Source organism: Acidobacteriota bacterium, from assembly GCA_016196035.1.
Taxonomy (GTDB): domain Bacteria; phylum Acidobacteriota; class Blastocatellia; order RBC074; family RBC074; genus JACPYM01.
Genome location: JACPYM010000040.1, coordinates 57,858 through 76,160 on the forward strand (window position 1 = coordinate 57,858; position 18,303 = coordinate 76,160).

Genomic DNA, 18,303 nt, shown 5'->3' on the forward strand with positions numbered 1-18,303 from the left:
GGCTGGTTGCTATAAACATTTCGCGCCGCTGGCGCTGGAAAACACCAAACCACAAAATCCGGTGGGACTAGAAAAACTTCATCGGGACAAGGAGAGCAAACAATGAAGACTCAATCACATTGGGCGTTGGTTGTGGTGTGTCTGCTGGCAGCAAGCTATCAAGCACAGGAACCGCCAACGTTAATTGCCGCACCCGGACAGACAATCCGCGACTCGCGCGGCGCTGGGGCACAGGCGTTTCAAATCACTTCGGCGATTTTGAAAGAGACGCGGCCCATCTATATCGTGCTGCCGGTTTCATACACGCACAGCGCGCCCGACCGCCGCTATCCCGTGACGCTTGTGCTCGATGGCGAGGCGAACGTGCCGCCTGCCGCCGCCGTCAGCCACGAACTCAGCCGCAACGGCCAGATTCCCGAATCGGTGATCGTCGCCATCCCGAACCTTGACCCGCTGGACGGACGCTTGCGCGACCTGACGCCGCCCGGCCTTTCAGTCAGCGGCAGCAGCCGCAACGAAGGCGGCGACCGCTTTCTGGACTTCATCGAAAAAGAACTATTGCCCGCCGTTGAGCGCCAGTTTCGCGGCGGCGCACCGCGCACGTTCATCGGGCATTCTTCCGGCGGCATTCTCGTGACGTATGCGGCGGCCACGCGCTCCAGCTATCGTGCCGTGGTGGCCATTGATACGCCGACTCATCTCGACGACGACTGGCTGGTAAAGCAATTGATCGCGCGGGCCAAATCCGCCACCACACCGCTACGCTACGTTTCGCTCGAAGCGCGTTTCGGCTGGACAGACGAGACATGGAAGGCACTGGCCGCCGCCGCGCCCGTGTCGTGGCAGCTTCACCGCGAATCGCTCAAGCCGAAAGAGTCGCATGAGTCTATCGGCATGCTTGCGATGTATCTCGGCTTGCGCGAGGCGTTCAGCGATTACTCCATGCTAGCCGCGCCAATCTACCCCACGACGAGCATCCTGCCGTATTACGCCAAAGTCGGCGCCGCGTTGGGCGCACCAGTGATTCCACCGCGCAAGCTGATTCAGAACGTCGTCGAAGACCTGCTGCTCGAAGGACGCGGCGCGGCGGCGCGCGCCGCCTACAACACACTTGCGGCAGGCTATGGCGCGCCAGCAGACAGTGCCGAATTGCTGGCGCAAATTGCCGCCGTCGAACGCCGCCCACCGCCGGCTGAAACGGTGGAAGGATTGCTGGCCACGCCGTTCCCCACACCGGAAGAAGCGCGCGATTACATCGGCGATTGGGTTGGCGACGAACAGCGCCAGCCGGGCGAATCGGCGGTTCCCCGCTTAACCTTGCACATCAAAGTCGTGGCTGGGCGTGTCGTTGCCGAAGTCGAAGACGCCAAGCTGCCCGCTGCTTATCGCATCCGGCGCGTCGAACATTTGCGCCTCACTCCGGCGGGGCTGAACTTCGGCTACATGAATGGCATGCGCCCGCGTGGCGTGATCCTTTACGAAGGCACACGCACAGGCGATACGCTCACCGGAAAGATGCGCTTTGGCGGCGTCGAGTTCAGGCTGCCCGACGGAACGAAACCGCTACTGCCGGCGTTCACTTTTAGACGCGTGCGCAAATGAGCGCGCGGCAACCAACCACCAATGCAATTTACGAGGGATCACGAAATGAAAGCTGACAAGGCATTTTTCGCTGTGTTTGTTTTGCTGACTGTCACTGCTTTGCAATGGACAGGCGCCACGTTCGGGCAACAACGTCGAAGCGCGGGACAGAACGAGCCTCAACCAAGCCCAACCGAACGCGACCGCCAGCGCGATGAATGGCAACGGCCTGCCGAAGTGCTGGATGCCTTGGGCGCCAAAGCCGGCCAGCGCGTCGCCGACCTCGGCTGCGGCTCCGGTTATTTCACTTTTCACCTGGCCGCGCGCGTCGGCGTTGAAGGTAGGGTTTATGCGGTGGACATTGACGAAGCCGCGCTCAAGAAATTGCGGGCGCGGCAGGAACAGGAAAAGCTGCCGCAAATCGAACCGATTCAGGGTGAGAGCGCCGACCCGCATTTGCTGGATGGCTTGGACGCCGTGCTGATCGTGGACAGCTATCACGAATTCCGCGCATACGACCAAACGCTGCAAGCCGTGTTTCGCGCGTTGAAACCCGGCGGGCGCTTGGTGCTGATTGACGGCGCAGGCCCAGCGGGCAGACCCCGCACCGAATATCACCGCTTGCACGTCATTCCGGCGGACTTGGTGCGCGAAGAAGTCACGCACGGCGGCTTCGTCTTCAAAGAAAGCCGCCCAGGGTTTTACGACGCGGAGTATGGCAAGCAGATGTACTGCCTGATCTTCCAGAAACCCGCCGGGCGCGCCGCAGGCGACAGCTAGGGCTTTTGCGGAAGAGCGTGAGGTGGCGTTGCCAGTGGCTACTTCCCTTGTCCTTCTCTGGCCACAAAAACCTGCCGCGCCGCCACGTCTTTCCACACATCCACCTGTCCGCTCGGCCAATAGATCGTGACGCGGTCGGCCTTGGCCTTGTCGCCCAAGCCGAAATGCAGGCGCAAATCATCGTGCGAATAATAGCTGCTCTGGCTCAGCACGGTTTGCGTTTGGCTGCGTTCGCCCACAGTCACGACGACGCGCGCGCCCAGGCCGGTGCGATTGGATTTGACGCCGACGGTTTTGATTTTGAGCCAGTTGTTTTTGCCGTCGTAAGCGTTGCGTAACAGCGAAGGCGGCTCGTTCATATTCATCACCAGCCAATCCTGGTCGCCGTCGTTGTCAAAGTCGCCGAAGGCCGCGCCCCGGCTGCTGTGCGGCGCGAGCACGCCGGGGCCGCTCACTTGGCTGACATCGGCGAATTTGCCATTGCCCAGATTGCGGAAGACGACGCGCGGGCTGCGGTGCGGATACTCTTTGAAATGCTGCTCGACTTCGGGGTAAACGTTGCCGGTGACGAAGGCCACATCGGGCCAGCCGTCGTTATCGAGATCGGGCATCCCCGCGCCCCAGCACACGTATTTCGTCGCCGCGCCAAAGCCCGCGAACATCGTCACATCTTCAAAAATCATTTTGCCAACATTGCGATAAAGGATCGGCGTGTCATCGGCGAAGTGCGTTTTGAAAATATCCAGATGGCCGTCGTTGTTATAATCGCCCAGCCCCAGGCCCATCCCGGCTTGCGGCTGGCCGTCTTCGTTATAAGCCGCGCCGCTTTCCAACGCGACGTCAGTAAAAGTGCCGTCGCCGTTGTTGCGATACAGAATGCTGGCCGTTGAATCGCAGGCGACGTACAAATCCAGCCAGCCGTCTTCGTTGAAATCGGCGGCCACGGCGGTCATCGGGTAACGCTCGAAGACTTTGCTGATGCCGGATTTTTCCGAGACATCGCTGAACGTGCCGTCGCCGTTGTTGTGATAGAGCCAGTTGCGCGCGTAGGGCAACCCCTTCGGCCCGCAATTCACCGGGATGCCCTTCCACGCGCAATTGGCCGAGACGCCCGGCACCGGCGCGGTTTTCAAATCGAAGCTGAGATAGTTCGAGACGAACAGATCGAGCTTGCCGTCGCGGTCATAATCAATAAACGTGCAGCCTGAACCCCAGCGTGTGCCGGCAAAATCCAGTTTGGCTTTGGTTGTGACATCCGTGAACGTGCCGTTGCCGTTATTTTTATAAAGCACGTTCGCGCCCCAATACGTGATGAACAAATCGTCGTTGCCGTCGTTGTCGTAATCGCCGATGCACAGGCCCGAAGCCCAGCCGGTGCGCGTCAGTCCGGCTTTGGCGGTCACGTCGGTAAACGTGCCGTTGCGATTGTTGCGATAGAGGCGATTCGTCGCTTGTTCATTGCCTTCCAACCGCGTGCCGCTCAACACCAGCACGTCCAGCCAGCCGTCTTTATCGTAATCGTAAAAAGCGACGCCACAGCCATTGGTTTCGATGATGTAGCGTTTGGCGAGCGGCGCACCGTAAAGACTGGGAGAGGTCAGGCCCGCTTGCGCGGCGATGTCGGTGAATTGCGGCGGGCGGCCCTGGGGCGTTGATGGTTGCGGATTGGCGGCAACACTGAGCAGCCCAACGATCAAGCAAAGAAATACGAATGAAAAGAGCACGACGCCTTCCCTGGGAGCGCGGGCGTCTCGCCTGCAAAAAGAAAAGCCGCGCAGCTTCCTTAGCTCCGTCCCCGATTTTCGTAAAGCGAGGGAAACGGAACGCCGCGCGGCTTCTTTGATAGCAAGCAAGGATGCTTGCGCTCCCAGAGCGGCGCTCAGATTCTGACGGGTTCTAAGCTGGTTGCTAAATGACAAAATGCTTCTTGGTTGAATTCGCATTGCACTTTCACCGCTTATGCCGTGGCTTCTTTCAGCGTGACCACTTCAGCGTAATGTTCACGCACGCGGCTGACCAACAGCGCCGCCACCAACATACTCGCGCCGCCCAGCATCACCACATAGAGCGGATTGTTCTGAAAGACGTGTTTGACCAGCGGCTGGAATGTCAGCGAGGCCACGATTTCAGGAATGACAATCGAGAAATTGAAGATGCCCATATAAACGCCCATCCGCTCTGGCGGTAGCGCGCCCGACAAAATAGCGTAGGGCATAGACAGGATCGAAGCCCACGCGATGCCTACGCCCACCATCGTCAGCAAGAGCACGTATTGATTTTGGATGAAATAGGTTGAGAGCAACCCGACCGCGCCGCACACCAGCGCGAAAGCGTGCACTGTCTTGCGACTGGTCAGAGCCGCAAATTTCGGCAGCGCAAAAGCCACGATAAAGCACACAACCGAATAGACAGCGAAACAAATGCCCGTCCATTCGCCGCCTTGCCGGAACAACTCGGATTGCGCATTCGGCGCATTGAAAACGTGGTACGAAGTCATCAACCCGAAAAACATCCACATACAAAACAGACCGAGCCAGGTGAAGATTTGGACGGCGGCCAGTTGCTTCATCGTCGCGGGCATGGCTTTGACGGCCTCGGCGATTTCGGCCAGAAAGTGGCCCAGACCGCGCTGCTCGGCTTTGCGCCGGTTGAATTCCTTCAAGTCTTCGGGCGGGTATTCTTGCGTGGTCAACACGGTGTACAGCACGCAGAGCAGAAAGGCCAACGCGCCGAGTTGAAAGGCGTATTTGACCGTCAACGAGACGCCGCTGGCCGTGGTGCCGGTGACGCCAAGGCGGGCAAACAAGTATGGCAACACATTGGCGACGGTTTGGCCTATGCCGATGAAAAACGATTGCATCACAAAGCCGGTCGTGCGCTGCTCTTCGGGCAACTTGTCCGCGACAAAGGCGCGGAACGGCTCCATCGAAACGTTGATGCTGGCATCGAGCACCCACAACAAGCCGGCGGCCATCCACAACGCGCCTGAATTGGGCATCAGAAACAACGCCATTGAACTCAGAAGCGCGCCGACCAGAAAGTAAGGCCGCCGCCGTCCCAAACGGTTCCAGGTGCGGTCGCTCAACGAACCGATGATCGGTTGCACGAGCAAGCCGGTCATCGGCCCCGCCAGCCAGAGCAGCGGAATTTTGTCAGGCTCGGCGCCAAGCTGGGAATAAATACCGCTCATATTCGCCAGTTGCAGCCCCCAGCCGAACTGTATGCCCATGAAGCCAAAGCTCATGTTCCAAATCTGCCAAAAGCTTAGTCGCGGTTTATGCATAAAGGGTGTCCTGTTCTTGGCGGAACGGTGTGCTACAACGGGTGTTCGTGCGCTGCTATTCAGATTCAGTGAGGCCAAAGTTCATTGCCTGACGGGGTGGCGCGCTTGCAACCTGGCTCCTGATCCCGGGTTCCTGACTCCTGGCTCCTTGAAAAATCATCCATCATTTCAGGCTATCAGGAATCGGGAATCGGGAATCGGGAATCAGGAGCCAGCCTGATTCCCACAGCTCAAGGTTTCACTCCACTTTGCTTATGGAGCGGGGGCGAGAATCACCGCCGCGCGCCGATCCAACGTAAATTTGATTTTGCCATTTTCGAGTTTGACTGCGGCACCAGCGCCTAACCGATTCCTGAGCACCGTGCCATCGGCCAGCTTCAACTGACGCGGGATGACGGCCTCGATTGTTTGCGGTTCGCTGTGGTTATTGAACGCAACGAGCACTGTTTTATGGGCAGTGTAACGAGCAAAGAGATAGGTCTGATCGTTGACCGCCAGATGCGCCATGCGCCCGCGCCGCAGCGGTTCGAGTTCCGCCCGCAGGCGCAAGGCTTTCTGAACGTGCGCAAACACGTCGCGCTCTTCTTCCGTGCGGCCCTCGTCGGTGAAAGCATTGCGCGCATCGTCCGGCCAACCACCGGGAAAATCGCGCCGGTTGTCGGGATCAGCGCCGCCGCGCAACGCGATCTCATCGCCGTAATACAACTGCGGCGTGCCGCGCACCGTGAGAATAAACGTGAAGGCCAGTTTCAAGCCCTCCACCGTTGCGCCGCGTTCGTTCAGAAAGCGTGGCACATCGTGCGAACCGAGCAAGGTGACCAACTTTTCGGGCGCGGGGTACAGGTAGTCTTGATTGAGAATCTCGGTCAGTTGGCGCATGGATTGGCCTTCGGCAAAGACGCGGCGCAGCGGGTAAAACAGCGGGTAATCGAACTCGGTATCAATCTTTGAATCAACCCCGTCTAAACGCGGCGCACCGCCTTGAAAGAACGCCACCTGCGCGGGCAAGCCATCCAGCGTTTCGCCGACGACGTTGACGCGCGGGTATTCGCGTTTGATGGCCATCATCCAGTCGCGCCAAAACTTGCGCGGTACGTAAGGCAGCGTGTCTTGCCGAATCGCATCGAGGCCCGTCATCCCGAGCCACCAGAGCGTGTTTTGCGTTAGATAGCGCGCCGTTTCGGGATCGTTCTGGTTCAGGTCAGGCAACAAGTTGATGAACCAGCCGTCCAGCACGGGCCGCAACAATTCGGGCGTGGCGTGCGGATCCATCAGCCAATGCGTTTGCCAGTTTTCGTCAAGATGCGCAGCCGCTGTGCCGTTGAACCAGGTGGGTGTGGGCGCATCTTTGACCCAGGGATGATAAGGACCAGCGTGATTGGCGACTTGGTCTTGAATCACCTTGAGGCCAAGCCGGTGCGCGGCAGCGACCAGTTCGCGGAACTTGCGCAGGTCGCCGAAGTGCTCTTCGACAGCGTAAAAATCCACCGCGCCATAGCCGTGATAGCCGGTCGTCGGCTCGTTGTCGTAAACCTCTTTTTGATCGAGCTGATTGTTGTTGTCGTAGATCGGATTGAGCCAGAGGGCCGTCACGCCGAGTTCTTTCAAATACGGCAAGCGATTGATGACGCCTTGCAAATCGCCGCCGTGATAGCGGCGCCCTTTGCTGCGATCAAACAAACCGCGCGACACCGCCGGGTCGTCGTTGGCCGTATCGCCATTGCAAAAGCGGTCGGGCATCAACAGGTAAATCACATCGTCGGACGTGAAGCCTTGAAAATTGCCGGCGCGCGGCAAAGCGGGGGTGATTTCAAATGGCACTTGGGTCGTGCCCGCCGCCGTCGTAAGGCGCAGCGGATAGCTGCCAGGCGCGGCGCGGCGTTCGATCTGCACAGCTACGAACAGGTACGTGCCTGCGTCATTGATGCGGATGGCGCGGGGCGTCACGCCCGCGCGCGTCGCGGTCACACGCGCGCCTTGCAAATTGCGCCCGCGCAACAGCACACGCACCGGATTGAGCGAATGTCCAGCCCACCAGTTAGGTGGTTCGACTTTGCTGACTTCGGGCGCGGCCAGCGTGGCGCGCGCGCGGACAGCCAGCCATTGCACGGCGCACGGCAGGACGAACAGCCAAAGCAACAACCAGCCCAAACGAGCGCGGGCAAAATTCGGCAACCAAGTTGTCATAGGAGTAATCCGTGGTGAGCGGGGAGATTGACGCGCGGCATCATAGCCCAAGGCGGCGGCCCTGGCGAGGTGGCGGCTTACTGATTCAACACGTGATGCGTCACGTAAGAGATTTGCACCGGCACGCCGCCGTTCACTTTCACCCTGAGCAGGATTTGATAGAAGGCGGGTAACCGCGGCGTTTCTTCCGCAAGCGCAAGGTTCAAATGGGCGATCAAATCCTTGATGTATTCGGGCCGCGTGACATATTCAGCGGCGGCCTGTGTGCCGTAGGTGTTAATACCCGCCAGGATCAACAGGCGGTTTTTATCGCTGAGCCCCTGCAACAAACTGACCAGCGCGTAATCTTCGGAAATCTGACTGGGCGAAGCGCCGAACTGTTTGGCGACGTAGCGCTCCTGCTCGCCCGGTTGGGGGTCGGTGTTAATGATGGCGTTGACATCGTGGCCGTGTTCGTCTTTAACCCAGCCGAAGACGAATTCCTGCCGTTGCGGCAATTCCAGCAAAAACAGGTTTTCGGCGGGTGAACCGAGCACGACGATGTTTTCCAGTTTGGCATCGTCCCAGGTCAATAACAGGCTGCGTTTAACGCGAAACGGATGCTGGGCGCGCGCAAAAAATTCGCCGAGGAAGTAAATGCCCATCGCTTCGCCGATGCCGGTGTAGTGATCAATCATCGGCTGTCGCGCCGCCTGAGCGCCCGCCATGCCTTGGGCCAGTACGGGCGCGTCGGGGTGATCGGCTCGCGCATTCAGTGAATTGAAGAGCTTCATGCCTTCTTCGTAACTGCCATGAAAAATCGTATTGCTAAAGACCACCAATACGGGTTCGGGCGGACGCAACAACTCGCTCCAAAAGGGCAGCACGGCTTGCAGGCCGTTCGCTGGCAAGCGGTGCTCTTTGGCTTCAGGCACGGCAATCGCTTCCACCGTACTTTCAACCGCTACGCTCGGCACGAGTGAAAAAACCGGCGTGTATTGGCCTTTAGGCAGAGCAATCAGCAAGGGGTCGGTTTTGCCTTCGGTGGCGTAATACTCTAACAACTTCGAGCGCAAGCGGCCGGCCTGCACGCGCACGACCGAATCAATGCGTGGATCGAAGTCACGATTGCGGCCAAAGACTTCGGTCGCGATGACATATTCCTTGAGCTGACCTTCCTGCCCTTCCAAAGCTTTCGCCACGATGAACCGCAAAAAAGCGCGCAGGGTTTCCGCGTTATGCAACGCACGGCTTTGCATAACGCGTTCCAGTTGCGCCAGCTTTTCCTCATTGGAAATGTTCATACAGCAGTTACCAACAGCAGCGATTGTTACAGAGACGTATGTAACCTGGTTTCGCTGCCTGCCAACTCATTGGAAAATCAGGGGGGAAATGTCCTGGTCAAAGTGTAACCGTATTATACGTGCCGTAACTCCCAAAACAACCTGCCCGCTTATATGCTCTGCCCCCGATCTAATCGCTTTGCTGTGACACAACATGATCTTCAGGCACGCCGTTGCAAGCGGATAAGGCTGTTCCGTTGAAGCGGCGCCTCCTGTGAAACCCTGAAGACAAGCTATCCAATTTGCTTTGCTGGCTTTCGTTTGGGCTGCTGACGACTGGTCAACAGCCTTTTGGCTTTGCTGCTTTGAGGCAAGGCCGCCTTCAATTTTCTTCCCAACCCAAGGATTGGTCTGCGCGTTCAGGCGGCTGTGCTGGAACGCAATCAGGAGGACGATTTATGAGAGAAGCATGGAAATCTGCTTTGCTCTCGTTGTGCGTAGTGCTGGCCTTGACCGGCTTGTCTACACTAACGTTTGGACAAGCCGTTTTCGGCAGCATCTACGGTTCGGTGACTGACAGCAACGGCGCGGCAGTGCCGGGCGCGACGGTGACGATCACCGATGTCGCCAAGAACGTCAGCTTTACCGAAACCACCAACGAGCAAGGCTATTTCAACAAACAACGGCTGGTGCTCGGCCTTTACAAGGTCGAAGTTAAAAAGGACGGCTTCAAAACCGCCGTGCAGGAAAGCGTCGCCGTCAACGTTGATGTTTCGACGCAAGTCACTATCACGCTGCAAACCGGCCAGGTCAGCGAACAGGTGACGGTCACCGCCGAAGCGCCCTTGCTCAAGGCCGACCGCGCCGATGTGGCGACGACCTTCGAGCAGAAACTGTTCACCGACCTGCCGACCTTTGACCGCAACTTCACGCGCTTCGAATTGCTCACGCCCGGCGCAGCGCGTTGCTGCGCCGGTTGGGATCACGCGGCGAGCGAAAACCCACAAGGCTCGTTACAGATCAACGTCAACGGCCAGCACTTCAGCGGCACGTCTTATCAGCTTGACGGCACCGACAATCGCGACCCGATTCTCGGCATCATCGTCATCAACCCGACCTTGGAATCGGTCAGCGAAGCCAAAGTCACCACGCAAAACTACGACGCCGAATTCGGCATGGCGAATGCCGGCGTCGTCACCGCGCAAACCAAGTCGGGCACCAACGAATTGCACGGCAGCGGCTTTGGTTACCGCCGCAGCGGCTTCGGGCAAGCGCGCAATCCCTTCACCGAGCCGAAGAGCGTGCCGCAAACGCGCTGGGGCCAGTTCGGCGGTTCATTGGGCGGCACCATCGTCAAGAACAAGCTTTTCTATTTCGGCGACTATCAAGGCCAACGCAGCGCCGAAGGCGGTTCGACTCGTTTGAGCGTGCCGACGGCGTTGGCGCGCACGGGCGATCTGAGCGAGTACGGCGTCAACATCTACGACCCGTTGAGCGGCAATCAAACCAACGGCACGGGCCGCACACAATTCGTCACGGGCGGCAAGGCCAACGTTATCCCAACGGCGCGCCTCTCGACGCAGGCGCTCAACCTGCTCAAGCTGATTCCGCTGCCGAACGTGGCGGGCGCGGGCGTGGAAAACAATTTCACCGTCTCCGGCACGCAGGCCTTCAACACCAATGCCTTTAACACACGCGGCGATTATTACAGCAGCGAGAAGATGCACATCTTCGGGCGCTATAGCTTCGCAGCCTTCAAGATTGACGGCCCGAACGCCTTTGGCAAAGGCGGCGGCGCGGCGCTGGGCACGCTCGGCGGCAAATCCGACGTGCGCAACCAGAGCATTGCGGCGGGCTTCGACAAAACTGTCAGCAACAACTGGCTGACCGATTTCCGCTTCGGCTTCCTGCGTTATCGCGTGGCGGTGCTGCCCTTCGATTACGGCACGCAACCGGCGAAGGACGCGGGCATTCCGGGCCTGAATTTCGACAACACCTTCACGTCGGGCCTGCCGCAATTGAACATCAACGGCAAGGGCGGTTTCCTGGCCGGTTCGGGCCTTGACGCCAGCCGTTGCAACTGTCCGCTCGACGAACAGGAGCAGCAGTTCCAATACGTCAACAACTGGACGAACACGCGCGGCGCGCATTCGGTCAAGTTCGGCACCGACCTGCGTTGGGCGCAGAACCTGCGCGTGCCTTCCGACGCGCATCGTTCGGGCCAGTTGAGTTTCAACAACGACCGCACGTCGCAAGTCGGCGGCGCGGGCGGCGGTTTGGGCATCGCCACCTTCTTGCTGGGCGACACGACGTTCCTGAATCGTTATGTCAGCACGGCCACCACGGCGGCTGAGCGGCAAAAACGCATCTTCTTTTATGGTCAGGACACCTGGCGCGTCTCGCCCAAACTGACGCTCAATTACGGTCTGCGTTGGGATTTGACTTTCCCTGAAACGCTGAACGCGGCGGGCAACGGCGGCTTCTTTGATATTGCCACGGGCGAAATCCGTGTGGCCGGTGTCGGCGACATCGGCAGCAACGGCAATATCAAGATGAACTATAAAAACTTCGCGCCGCGCTTGGGCCTGTCTTACAAGCTGAGCGAGAAGACGGTCATCCGCGCGGGTTATGGCCGCAGTTATGACATCGGCGTTTTCGGTTCGGTCTTCGGCCACGCCGTGACGCAGAACCTGCCCGTGCTGGCCGTACAGGAAGTGCGCGGCGCGGGCGGCAACAGCTTCAACGCGGCCTTCAACCTAAAAGACGGCCCGCCGCAATTCACCAACTACTTCGGCTTGAACAAGACGCCGAAAAACGGCGGCACGGCCAACGCCTCGCTGCCTTCCAACGGGCGCTTCTTCCTGCCGGACGGCGTCTTTGCGCGCATTCGCCCCGAACGCATGCGGCTGGCTTCGGTGGATGCCTGGAACGTCACCGTGCAGCATCAGATCACCAACAGCATTTCGGTGGAAGCGGCGTATGTCGGCAACAAAGGCACGCACGTCTTTGCCGGCGGCGGCCCGGCCTTCAACGCCAATCAGCCGACGCTGGTGGGCTTCCTGAATGCCGCCGGTCAACGCACCGACACCAACACGCGCAAGCCGTTCTTCCAACAGTTCGGCCTGTCGCAGGGCCTGGATTACTTCTGCAACTGCTCGTCGAACAATTACAACGCCTTGCAGTTGAAAGCCGAAAAACGCTTCTCCGGCGGTTATTCGTTGCTGGCGCATTACACCGCGTCGCGCAACTACAATTTCGACGGCGATTACTTTCCGATTGACGCGCGGGTCGCTTATGGCCCGAACGACACCGACCGCACGCATGTGATCGTGCTGACGAACTTGTATGAACTGCCAGTGGGCAAGGGCAAGAAGTTCCTCGGCAACGCATCGCGCGCGGCCAACCTGATCGTGGGCGGTTGGCAGATCAATCAATCCACCAACCTGTCGAGCGGCCTGCCCTTCTCGCTCAGTTATCAAAACTGTGGCGACGACCGCGACGCTGGCCCTTGCCGCGTCAACGTCACGGGCGATGTCGCCACGGGTGACGGCAGTCTGGATGCCGCCGGACGCCGCATCTGGTTCACGCCCGCTTCGGCAGTGCTGGCCGCACCGGGCGCCACCAACGGCATCTTCACCCGGCCAACACGCGGCACGCTGGGCACCTCGGGGCGCAACGCCTTCCGTGGCCCCTGGTATTGGCAGACCGATCTGTCGTTGACCAAGAGCTTGATCGTGACGGAACGGATTCGCGGCACCTTCCACTGGGAGATGTTCAACTTCTTCAACCACGTCAATCTGGGCCAACCGAACACCTGCGTGGATTGCTCGCTGGGCACGGGCGGCACGTCGGGCAAGATCGAAGGCACCGCCTTCGGTTCGACGCAACGCCGCATGCAGTTCGGCCTGCGCTTGCAGTTCTAACCCAATCATTCAGCAGCGGGAGCGGCTTGTTGTGGGGACACGCCGCTTCCCTTTCCGCGAGGAGCCTGTCGCAACGCAGGCTCTTCGCGCTTTACGGACGCGGGCGGGCTTCGTGCTATCATTAAGATGGCTCGACAAGATGGCTCGACACAGCAAGATCAAGCAAAGGGGGAAAGCATGAATCAAGTCATTACCGCCACATACAGTAAGGGAAACTTACGGCCCAATGCTCCCGTGCAACTACAGGAAGAAGAGCAGGTGGAGATTGAAATCAGGAAAGGCTCTCAATCCATTCCCGCCGCAGCCGCACCGGCAGCGGCAGACGAAAGAAGCCGCGTCATCCAGGCGATGGCAGAAGCTGGCTTGCTGGCAAACCAGCCGACCGTATATCCGCCGCCTGAAAACCCCATCTCGCGGCAGGAACAAGAACGGCTAGGCCGGCTTTTCGCTGCGGGGAAGCCATTGTCCGAGATCATTCTTGAAGAGCGTGAGGGGCGCTGATGGCGATTTACTATGCTGACAGCAGCGTTCTCGTCAAAAGACATGTCCCTGAGCGCGGTTCGGCCCGGGTAGACGCGCTCACCGACCCAGCCACGAAAAATGGACTGGCGACCGACAACCCAAACCTGCATCCCTGACCATGAAACAATTGTGGCTCGCCGTCATCCTGCTCTTCAGCATTGCGTCTTGCGCCTGGGCGCAAACGCCCGCCAGCCCCTTGGCCGAAGCGCGCGCACTTTTCGATGCGGGCCGCTACGATGAAGTCATTCAAAAGCTGAGCGCGTCCGCCAATCCGCCAACCGCTGACAGAGAGGCCGCCTATCTGCTGGGCATGTCCTGGTATCAAAAACGCGAGTACCAGCGCGCCATTCCGTATTTACAAACCGTCCTGCGCGCTGGCAATGAAGCGCCCGGCAATAGCCCCATCATCCGCGAGTACCGCGAAAGCATTCAGGTGCTCGGCCTGTCGCATTACCTGCTCGGCCATCTCGCCGAAGCCGTCCCGTTGCTCGAACAGGCGTCAGCCGGGCTGCCCAACAGCCACGAACTGAGTTATGCGCTAGGCATGGCCTGCATCCAGACGCGCCAACCCGACCGCGCGCGCGCCGCCTTTGCGCGCATGTTCCAGGTTGCGCCCGCTTCGGCGGCGGCGCATCTGCTGACCGCTCAGATGATGGTGCGCGTCGAGTTTGAAGAATTCGCCGAAGCCGAATTGAAGCAGGCACTCGAACTCGATCCCAAGTTGCCGCAGGCTAATTACCTGTTGGGCCAAATCGCCGTTTACAAAGGCCGCGTGGACGAAGGCATCGCCTTGCTCGAACGCGAACTCGCGCTCAATCCCGGCAACGCCAACGCCTATTACAAACTCGGCGATGCTTACACGCGCCAGCTCAAATGGGACGAAGCCATCGCCGCGCTGCAAAAATCCGTCTGGCTCTATCCGTTTTACAGCGGCCCGTACATCCTGCTGGGCAAGTCGTACATGAAAAAACGACAGATGCCGAATGCCGAAGCAATGCTCAAACGCGCGCTTCAATTCGATCCGAATAACAAATCGGCGCATTACATGCTCGCCCAGGTCTACCAACAGACCGGACACGCCGAAGACGCCAAACGCGAGTTCGCCATTGCCGAAAAGCTGCAAGGCAATGCCGAGGAGAAGTGAGGAATGCTGAGGAAGTTTCTGCCGATAAAGAATTCAAGGCTGCTTCCTGGGAGTGCAGGCATCCCTGCCTGCTGTAAAAAAAGCTGCGCAGCTTTCCTTTTCCCTGCCATCGCAACTCGCCGATACGAAGATAAGGAACGCTGCGCGACTTCTTTCGACAGCAGGCAAGGATGCCTGCGCTCCCAGGAAGCCACCCAGCTTTTACCAGCCCTGAGAAATTTACGGCTAACGAACGCTACGAGCTTTGTCTGGCTGCGTGCCCCTTCGTGTGTCTTCGTGGGAGCGCTACTGGTTTGGCTGGTGAGCGTGGCTGCGCAGGAGAAGCCATCATTCAACGTCACCTTCACCAATGCCGCCAAACAAGCCGGGCTGACGCACAAAACGATTTATGGCGACGAACACAAAAACAAATACTTGCTCGAAACGACCGGCTGCGGCGTGGCTTGGTTCGATTACGACAACGACGGCTGGCTCGATCTCTATTTCGTCAACGGCACGCGGCTGAACCTCGATCCAAAACTGTTTCCGAAAGGCAGCGAACCGACCGCCCATCTGTACCACAACAATCGCGATGGCACATTCACCGATGTAACCAAGCAAGCCGGACTGGCGCGCACCGGCTGGGGCCAGAGCGTCTGCATCGGCGATTACGACAACGATGGCTTTGAAGACCTGTTCGTCAGTTGCTTCGGCAAGAACGCGCTCTATCACAACAACAACAACGGCACGTTCACCGATGTTTCCGAAAAGGCCGGTGTCGCAGGCGCCAAAACGCGCTGGGGTTCGGGCAGCGCCTTTCTGGATTACGACAAAGACGGACGGCTTGACCTGTTTGTCGCTAATTACATTGAGCTGGATTTGAAGACCGCGCCGACGCCCGAAACCGGCCCGTGTTTGTACAAAGGCGTGATGGTCGCCTGCGGCCCGCCGGGTTTGCAGGGCGGCAAAAACATTCTCTATCACAACGAAGGAAATGGTGTGTTCACCGATGTCTCGGTCAAAGCGGGCATCACGAACACCAGCGGTACTTACGGCCTGGGCGTGCTGACGGCGGATTTCGACAACGACGGTTGGACGGATATTTACGTCGCGAACGATTCCGCCCCCGCCGCGCTCTATCACAACAACGGCCTCAGTGCAGGAGGGGCCACGTTCACCGATGTCGCGGCGGAAGCGGGCGCGGCCTATAGCGGCGACGGCAAGCCGCAAGCCGGGATGGGCGTGGCGGCGGGCGATTACGACGGTGATGGCCTGCTCGATATTTTTAAGACCAACTTTTCGGGCGACACCTCGACGCTCTACCACAATCTGGGCAAACTCACTTTCGACGATGTGACCTTCACCAGCGGCATCGGCTTGAACACGCGCTGGCTGGGCTGGGGCTGCGGCTTTCTGGATTTCGACAACGACGGCTGGCTCGACATCCTGCTGGTCAACGGTCACGTTTACCCCGAAGTCGAAAAGCTCACGACCGAGGCGGGGTACCCGCAACGCAAGGTGCTCTATCAAAACCTGCGCAATGGCACTTTCAAAGACATCACTGAAGCCATCGGCGGCGCGCTCATCGAACCGACCGCCAGCCGTGGTTGTGCTTTCGGCGATTATGACAATGACGGTGACGTAGACGTCATCATCAACCCCGTCAACGAAACGCCGGTGCTGCTGCGCTGTGACGCTCCTCTACCAGCGAAGGCCGGTAACAACTGGCTGGCCGTCCGCGCGTTGGGCGTCAAATCGAATCGCAGCGGCCTGGGCGCACGGATTAAGGTCAGCGCGGATGACCGCACGCAAATCGGTGAAGTGCGCAGCGGCGGCAGCTACTATTCGCAAAACGACCTGCGCGTGCATTTCGGCCTGGGCAAAGCCGCCAAGGTCAAAACGCTGGAAGTGCACTGGCCCAGCGGCGCGGTGGATACGCTCAATGATGTGGCGGTGAATCAGGTGGTGTATGTCAAAGAAGGCGCAGGTCTGTTCAAACCACTAGCGAAGGAGAAGCCGTAATGGGTTGCGTAGACAAGACAACGCACGCCCCTGGGTACGCAGCGCTTCCAGCGTGCAGTCTTGGCAGAAGACGAATTGATGCCGAAGGGCACCCCTCCGGCACCGACACATCTGCCGCCCAGCCTGCACGCTGGAAGCGCTGCGTACCCAGGGGCAGCGCACTCATATTCACGCTCACACTCGTGCTGTGGTTGCCGGTGGAAATTGCCGCACAAACCAAACGCGTTCAGCACACCAAACCCGCTTCGCCTGCCGCCCAAGAACTCACGCGCGGCCTGGCTCTGCAACAAAACGGCCAACTCGCCGAAGCGATTGCGGCCTTTCGTCAAGCACTGCAACTGCAACCAAATTTCGCCGCCGCCCACAGCGCGCTAGGCTTTGCGTTGGGACAGCAGAACGATCTGGCCGTTGCAATCGCCGAGTTTGAATTAGCCATCAAAGCCGACCCGCAATTGCAGGAAGCTCACTTCCGCCTGGGCGTCACGCGCTGGCTGACGGGCCAATTTGCCGATGCGATTGCGCCCCTGCGCGCAGCGGTGCGCCTCAAACCAACTCATCTGGAAGCACATTTTTATCTGGGCCGTTCGCTGCAACGCACCGGCGCAGTGCGCGAAGCGATCAGCGAATTGCGCCGCGCCGTCGCGCTCGGCCCGCAAGTCGCCGATGCCCAGCTCGCCTTGGGCGAGGCGTTGTTTGCCGATGAAGATTTGGAGGGTGCCGAGGCGGCCCTGCGGCAGGCGCTCGTGATTCGCCCCGATTACATCGAGGCGCGCAATCAATTGGGGCTGACCTACATTCAAAAGCGCGACGCCGACGCCGCCATCGCCGCGTTTCAACAAGTGCTCAAACAGGAGCCGAACAATCGCGTGGCGCTGCACAACATTGGCCTATCGCAAATGCAAAAGGCCGATTACAACGCCGCGCTCGTGACCTATCGCCAATTGCTCGCGCTCGCGCCCGACAATGCCGAGGCGCATTACAACCTCGGACTGGCGCTGAAATACAAAGACGACTTTGCCGCCGCCGTCGCCGAGTTTCAGCGCAGCATCGAATTGCAACCGGCGTTGCCAGAGGCGCATTACTCACTGGGCGTGACTTTCATGCAGCAAGGCAAACTGGACGAAGCCGTCGCGGCCTTTCGCGGCGCGCTCACCGCCAAGCCCGATTTCGCCGAAGCGCATTACACCCTCGGCACGGCCTTGCAGCAAAAAGGCGAACTGGACGCCGCCATCGCAGCCTTTCGCGAAGCGATTCGCATCGCCCCGCTTTCGCCGCAAGTGCACAACACGCTGGGCACCGCGTTAAGGCAGAAAGGCGAGTTGGCCGCCGCGCGCGTCGAATTCGCCGAAGCGGCGCGGCTCAACAAATTGAAAGCCGACAATCAGGCCGCCATGTTCGCGACCAACACCGGCATCCAGAAATTGAAAGAAGGCGCACTGGCGGCGGCGCTCGAACGTTTTGAAGCCGCTCTCAAGCTCGATCCGAATTATGCCCCGGCGCATTACCAATTGGGGCTGGCGTTGCAAAAACAAGGCAAGCGCGCGGCGGCGCAGGCGGCCTTCAAACGCGCACAAGGATTGGATCCGCGCCTGCAACCTAAACAATAGCTCAACTAGGCAA

The 18,303-nt window shown here is 59.3% G+C and carries 11 protein-coding genes; 7 read left to right on the plus strand and 4 right to left on the minus strand.

Translation table 11 applies throughout. The features are described from left to right. Positions 1-102: 102 nt before the first annotated feature. Together HY011_13985 and HY011_13990 are read left to right on the plus strand one after the other, a co-directional pair. Complete coding sequence (locus HY011_13985) at positions 103-1,602, plus strand: hypothetical protein (GenBank protein MBI3424040.1); 1,500 nt, start codon at positions 103-105, stop codon at positions 1,600-1,602. A gap of 45 nt (positions 1,603-1,647) precedes the next feature. After that, positions 1,648-2,361, plus strand: coding sequence for a methyltransferase domain-containing protein (locus HY011_13990; GenBank protein ID MBI3424041.1), 714 nt, complete (start codon positions 1,648-1,650; stop codon positions 2,359-2,361). 38 nt (positions 2,362-2,399) lie between these two features. On the opposite strand, the gene HY011_13995 is transcribed toward HY011_13990, so the two are convergent. The 4 genes from HY011_13995 to HY011_14010 form a co-directional block, all read right to left on the minus strand. Next, positions 2,400-4,304, minus strand: coding sequence for a CRTAC1 family protein (locus HY011_13995; protein MBI3424042.1), 1,905 nt, complete (start codon positions 4,302-4,304; stop codon positions 2,400-2,402). Positions 4,305-4,318: 14 nt separating this feature from the next. After that, a complete protein-coding gene (locus tag HY011_14000) occupies positions 4,319-5,644 on the minus strand; it encodes an MFS transporter (protein MBI3424043.1) in 1,326 nt (441 codons plus the stop codon). A gap of 252 nt (positions 5,645-5,896) precedes the next feature. Next, on the minus strand, positions 5,897-7,831 hold the full coding sequence (locus HY011_14005) for a cyclomaltodextrinase N-terminal domain-containing protein (GenBank protein ID MBI3424044.1): 1,935 nt from the start codon (positions 7,829-7,831) through the stop codon (positions 5,897-5,899). Between the two features lie 77 nt (positions 7,832-7,908). Then, positions 7,909-9,114 (minus strand): hypothetical protein, encoded by a 1,206-nt coding sequence (locus HY011_14010; GenBank protein ID MBI3424045.1) that lies wholly within the window; start codon positions 9,112-9,114, stop codon positions 7,909-7,911. Positions 9,115-9,551: 437 nt separating this feature from the next. Here HY011_14010 and HY011_14015 point away from each other — a divergent pair, with 437 nt between their 5' ends. The 5 genes from HY011_14015 (at position 9,552) to HY011_14035 (ending at position 18,290) form a co-directional block, all read left to right on the plus strand. Then, entirely contained in the window at positions 9,552-13,016 is a 3,465-nt protein-coding gene (locus tag HY011_14015; GenBank protein MBI3424046.1) for a TonB-dependent receptor, read from the plus strand. A gap of 177 nt (positions 13,017-13,193) precedes the next feature. Further along, positions 13,194-13,517: a DUF104 domain-containing protein gene (locus tag HY011_14020; GenBank protein MBI3424047.1), complete on the plus strand. Its 324-nt coding sequence runs from the start codon at positions 13,194-13,196 to the stop codon at positions 13,515-13,517. Between the two features lie 139 nt (positions 13,518-13,656). Next, complete coding sequence (locus tag HY011_14025; GenBank protein ID MBI3424048.1) at positions 13,657-14,682, plus strand: tetratricopeptide repeat protein; 1,026 nt, start codon at positions 13,657-13,659, stop codon at positions 14,680-14,682. Between the two features lie 3 nt (positions 14,683-14,685). Continuing rightward, on the plus strand, positions 14,686-16,683 hold the full coding sequence (locus HY011_14030) for a CRTAC1 family protein (GenBank protein MBI3424049.1): 1,998 nt from the start codon (positions 14,686-14,688) through the stop codon (positions 16,681-16,683). Between the two features lie 197 nt (positions 16,684-16,880). Beyond that, a complete protein-coding gene (locus HY011_14035) occupies positions 16,881-18,290 on the plus strand; it encodes a tetratricopeptide repeat protein (protein ID MBI3424050.1) in 1,410 nt (469 codons plus the stop codon). The last annotated feature ends 13 nt before the right edge of the window (positions 18,291-18,303 follow it).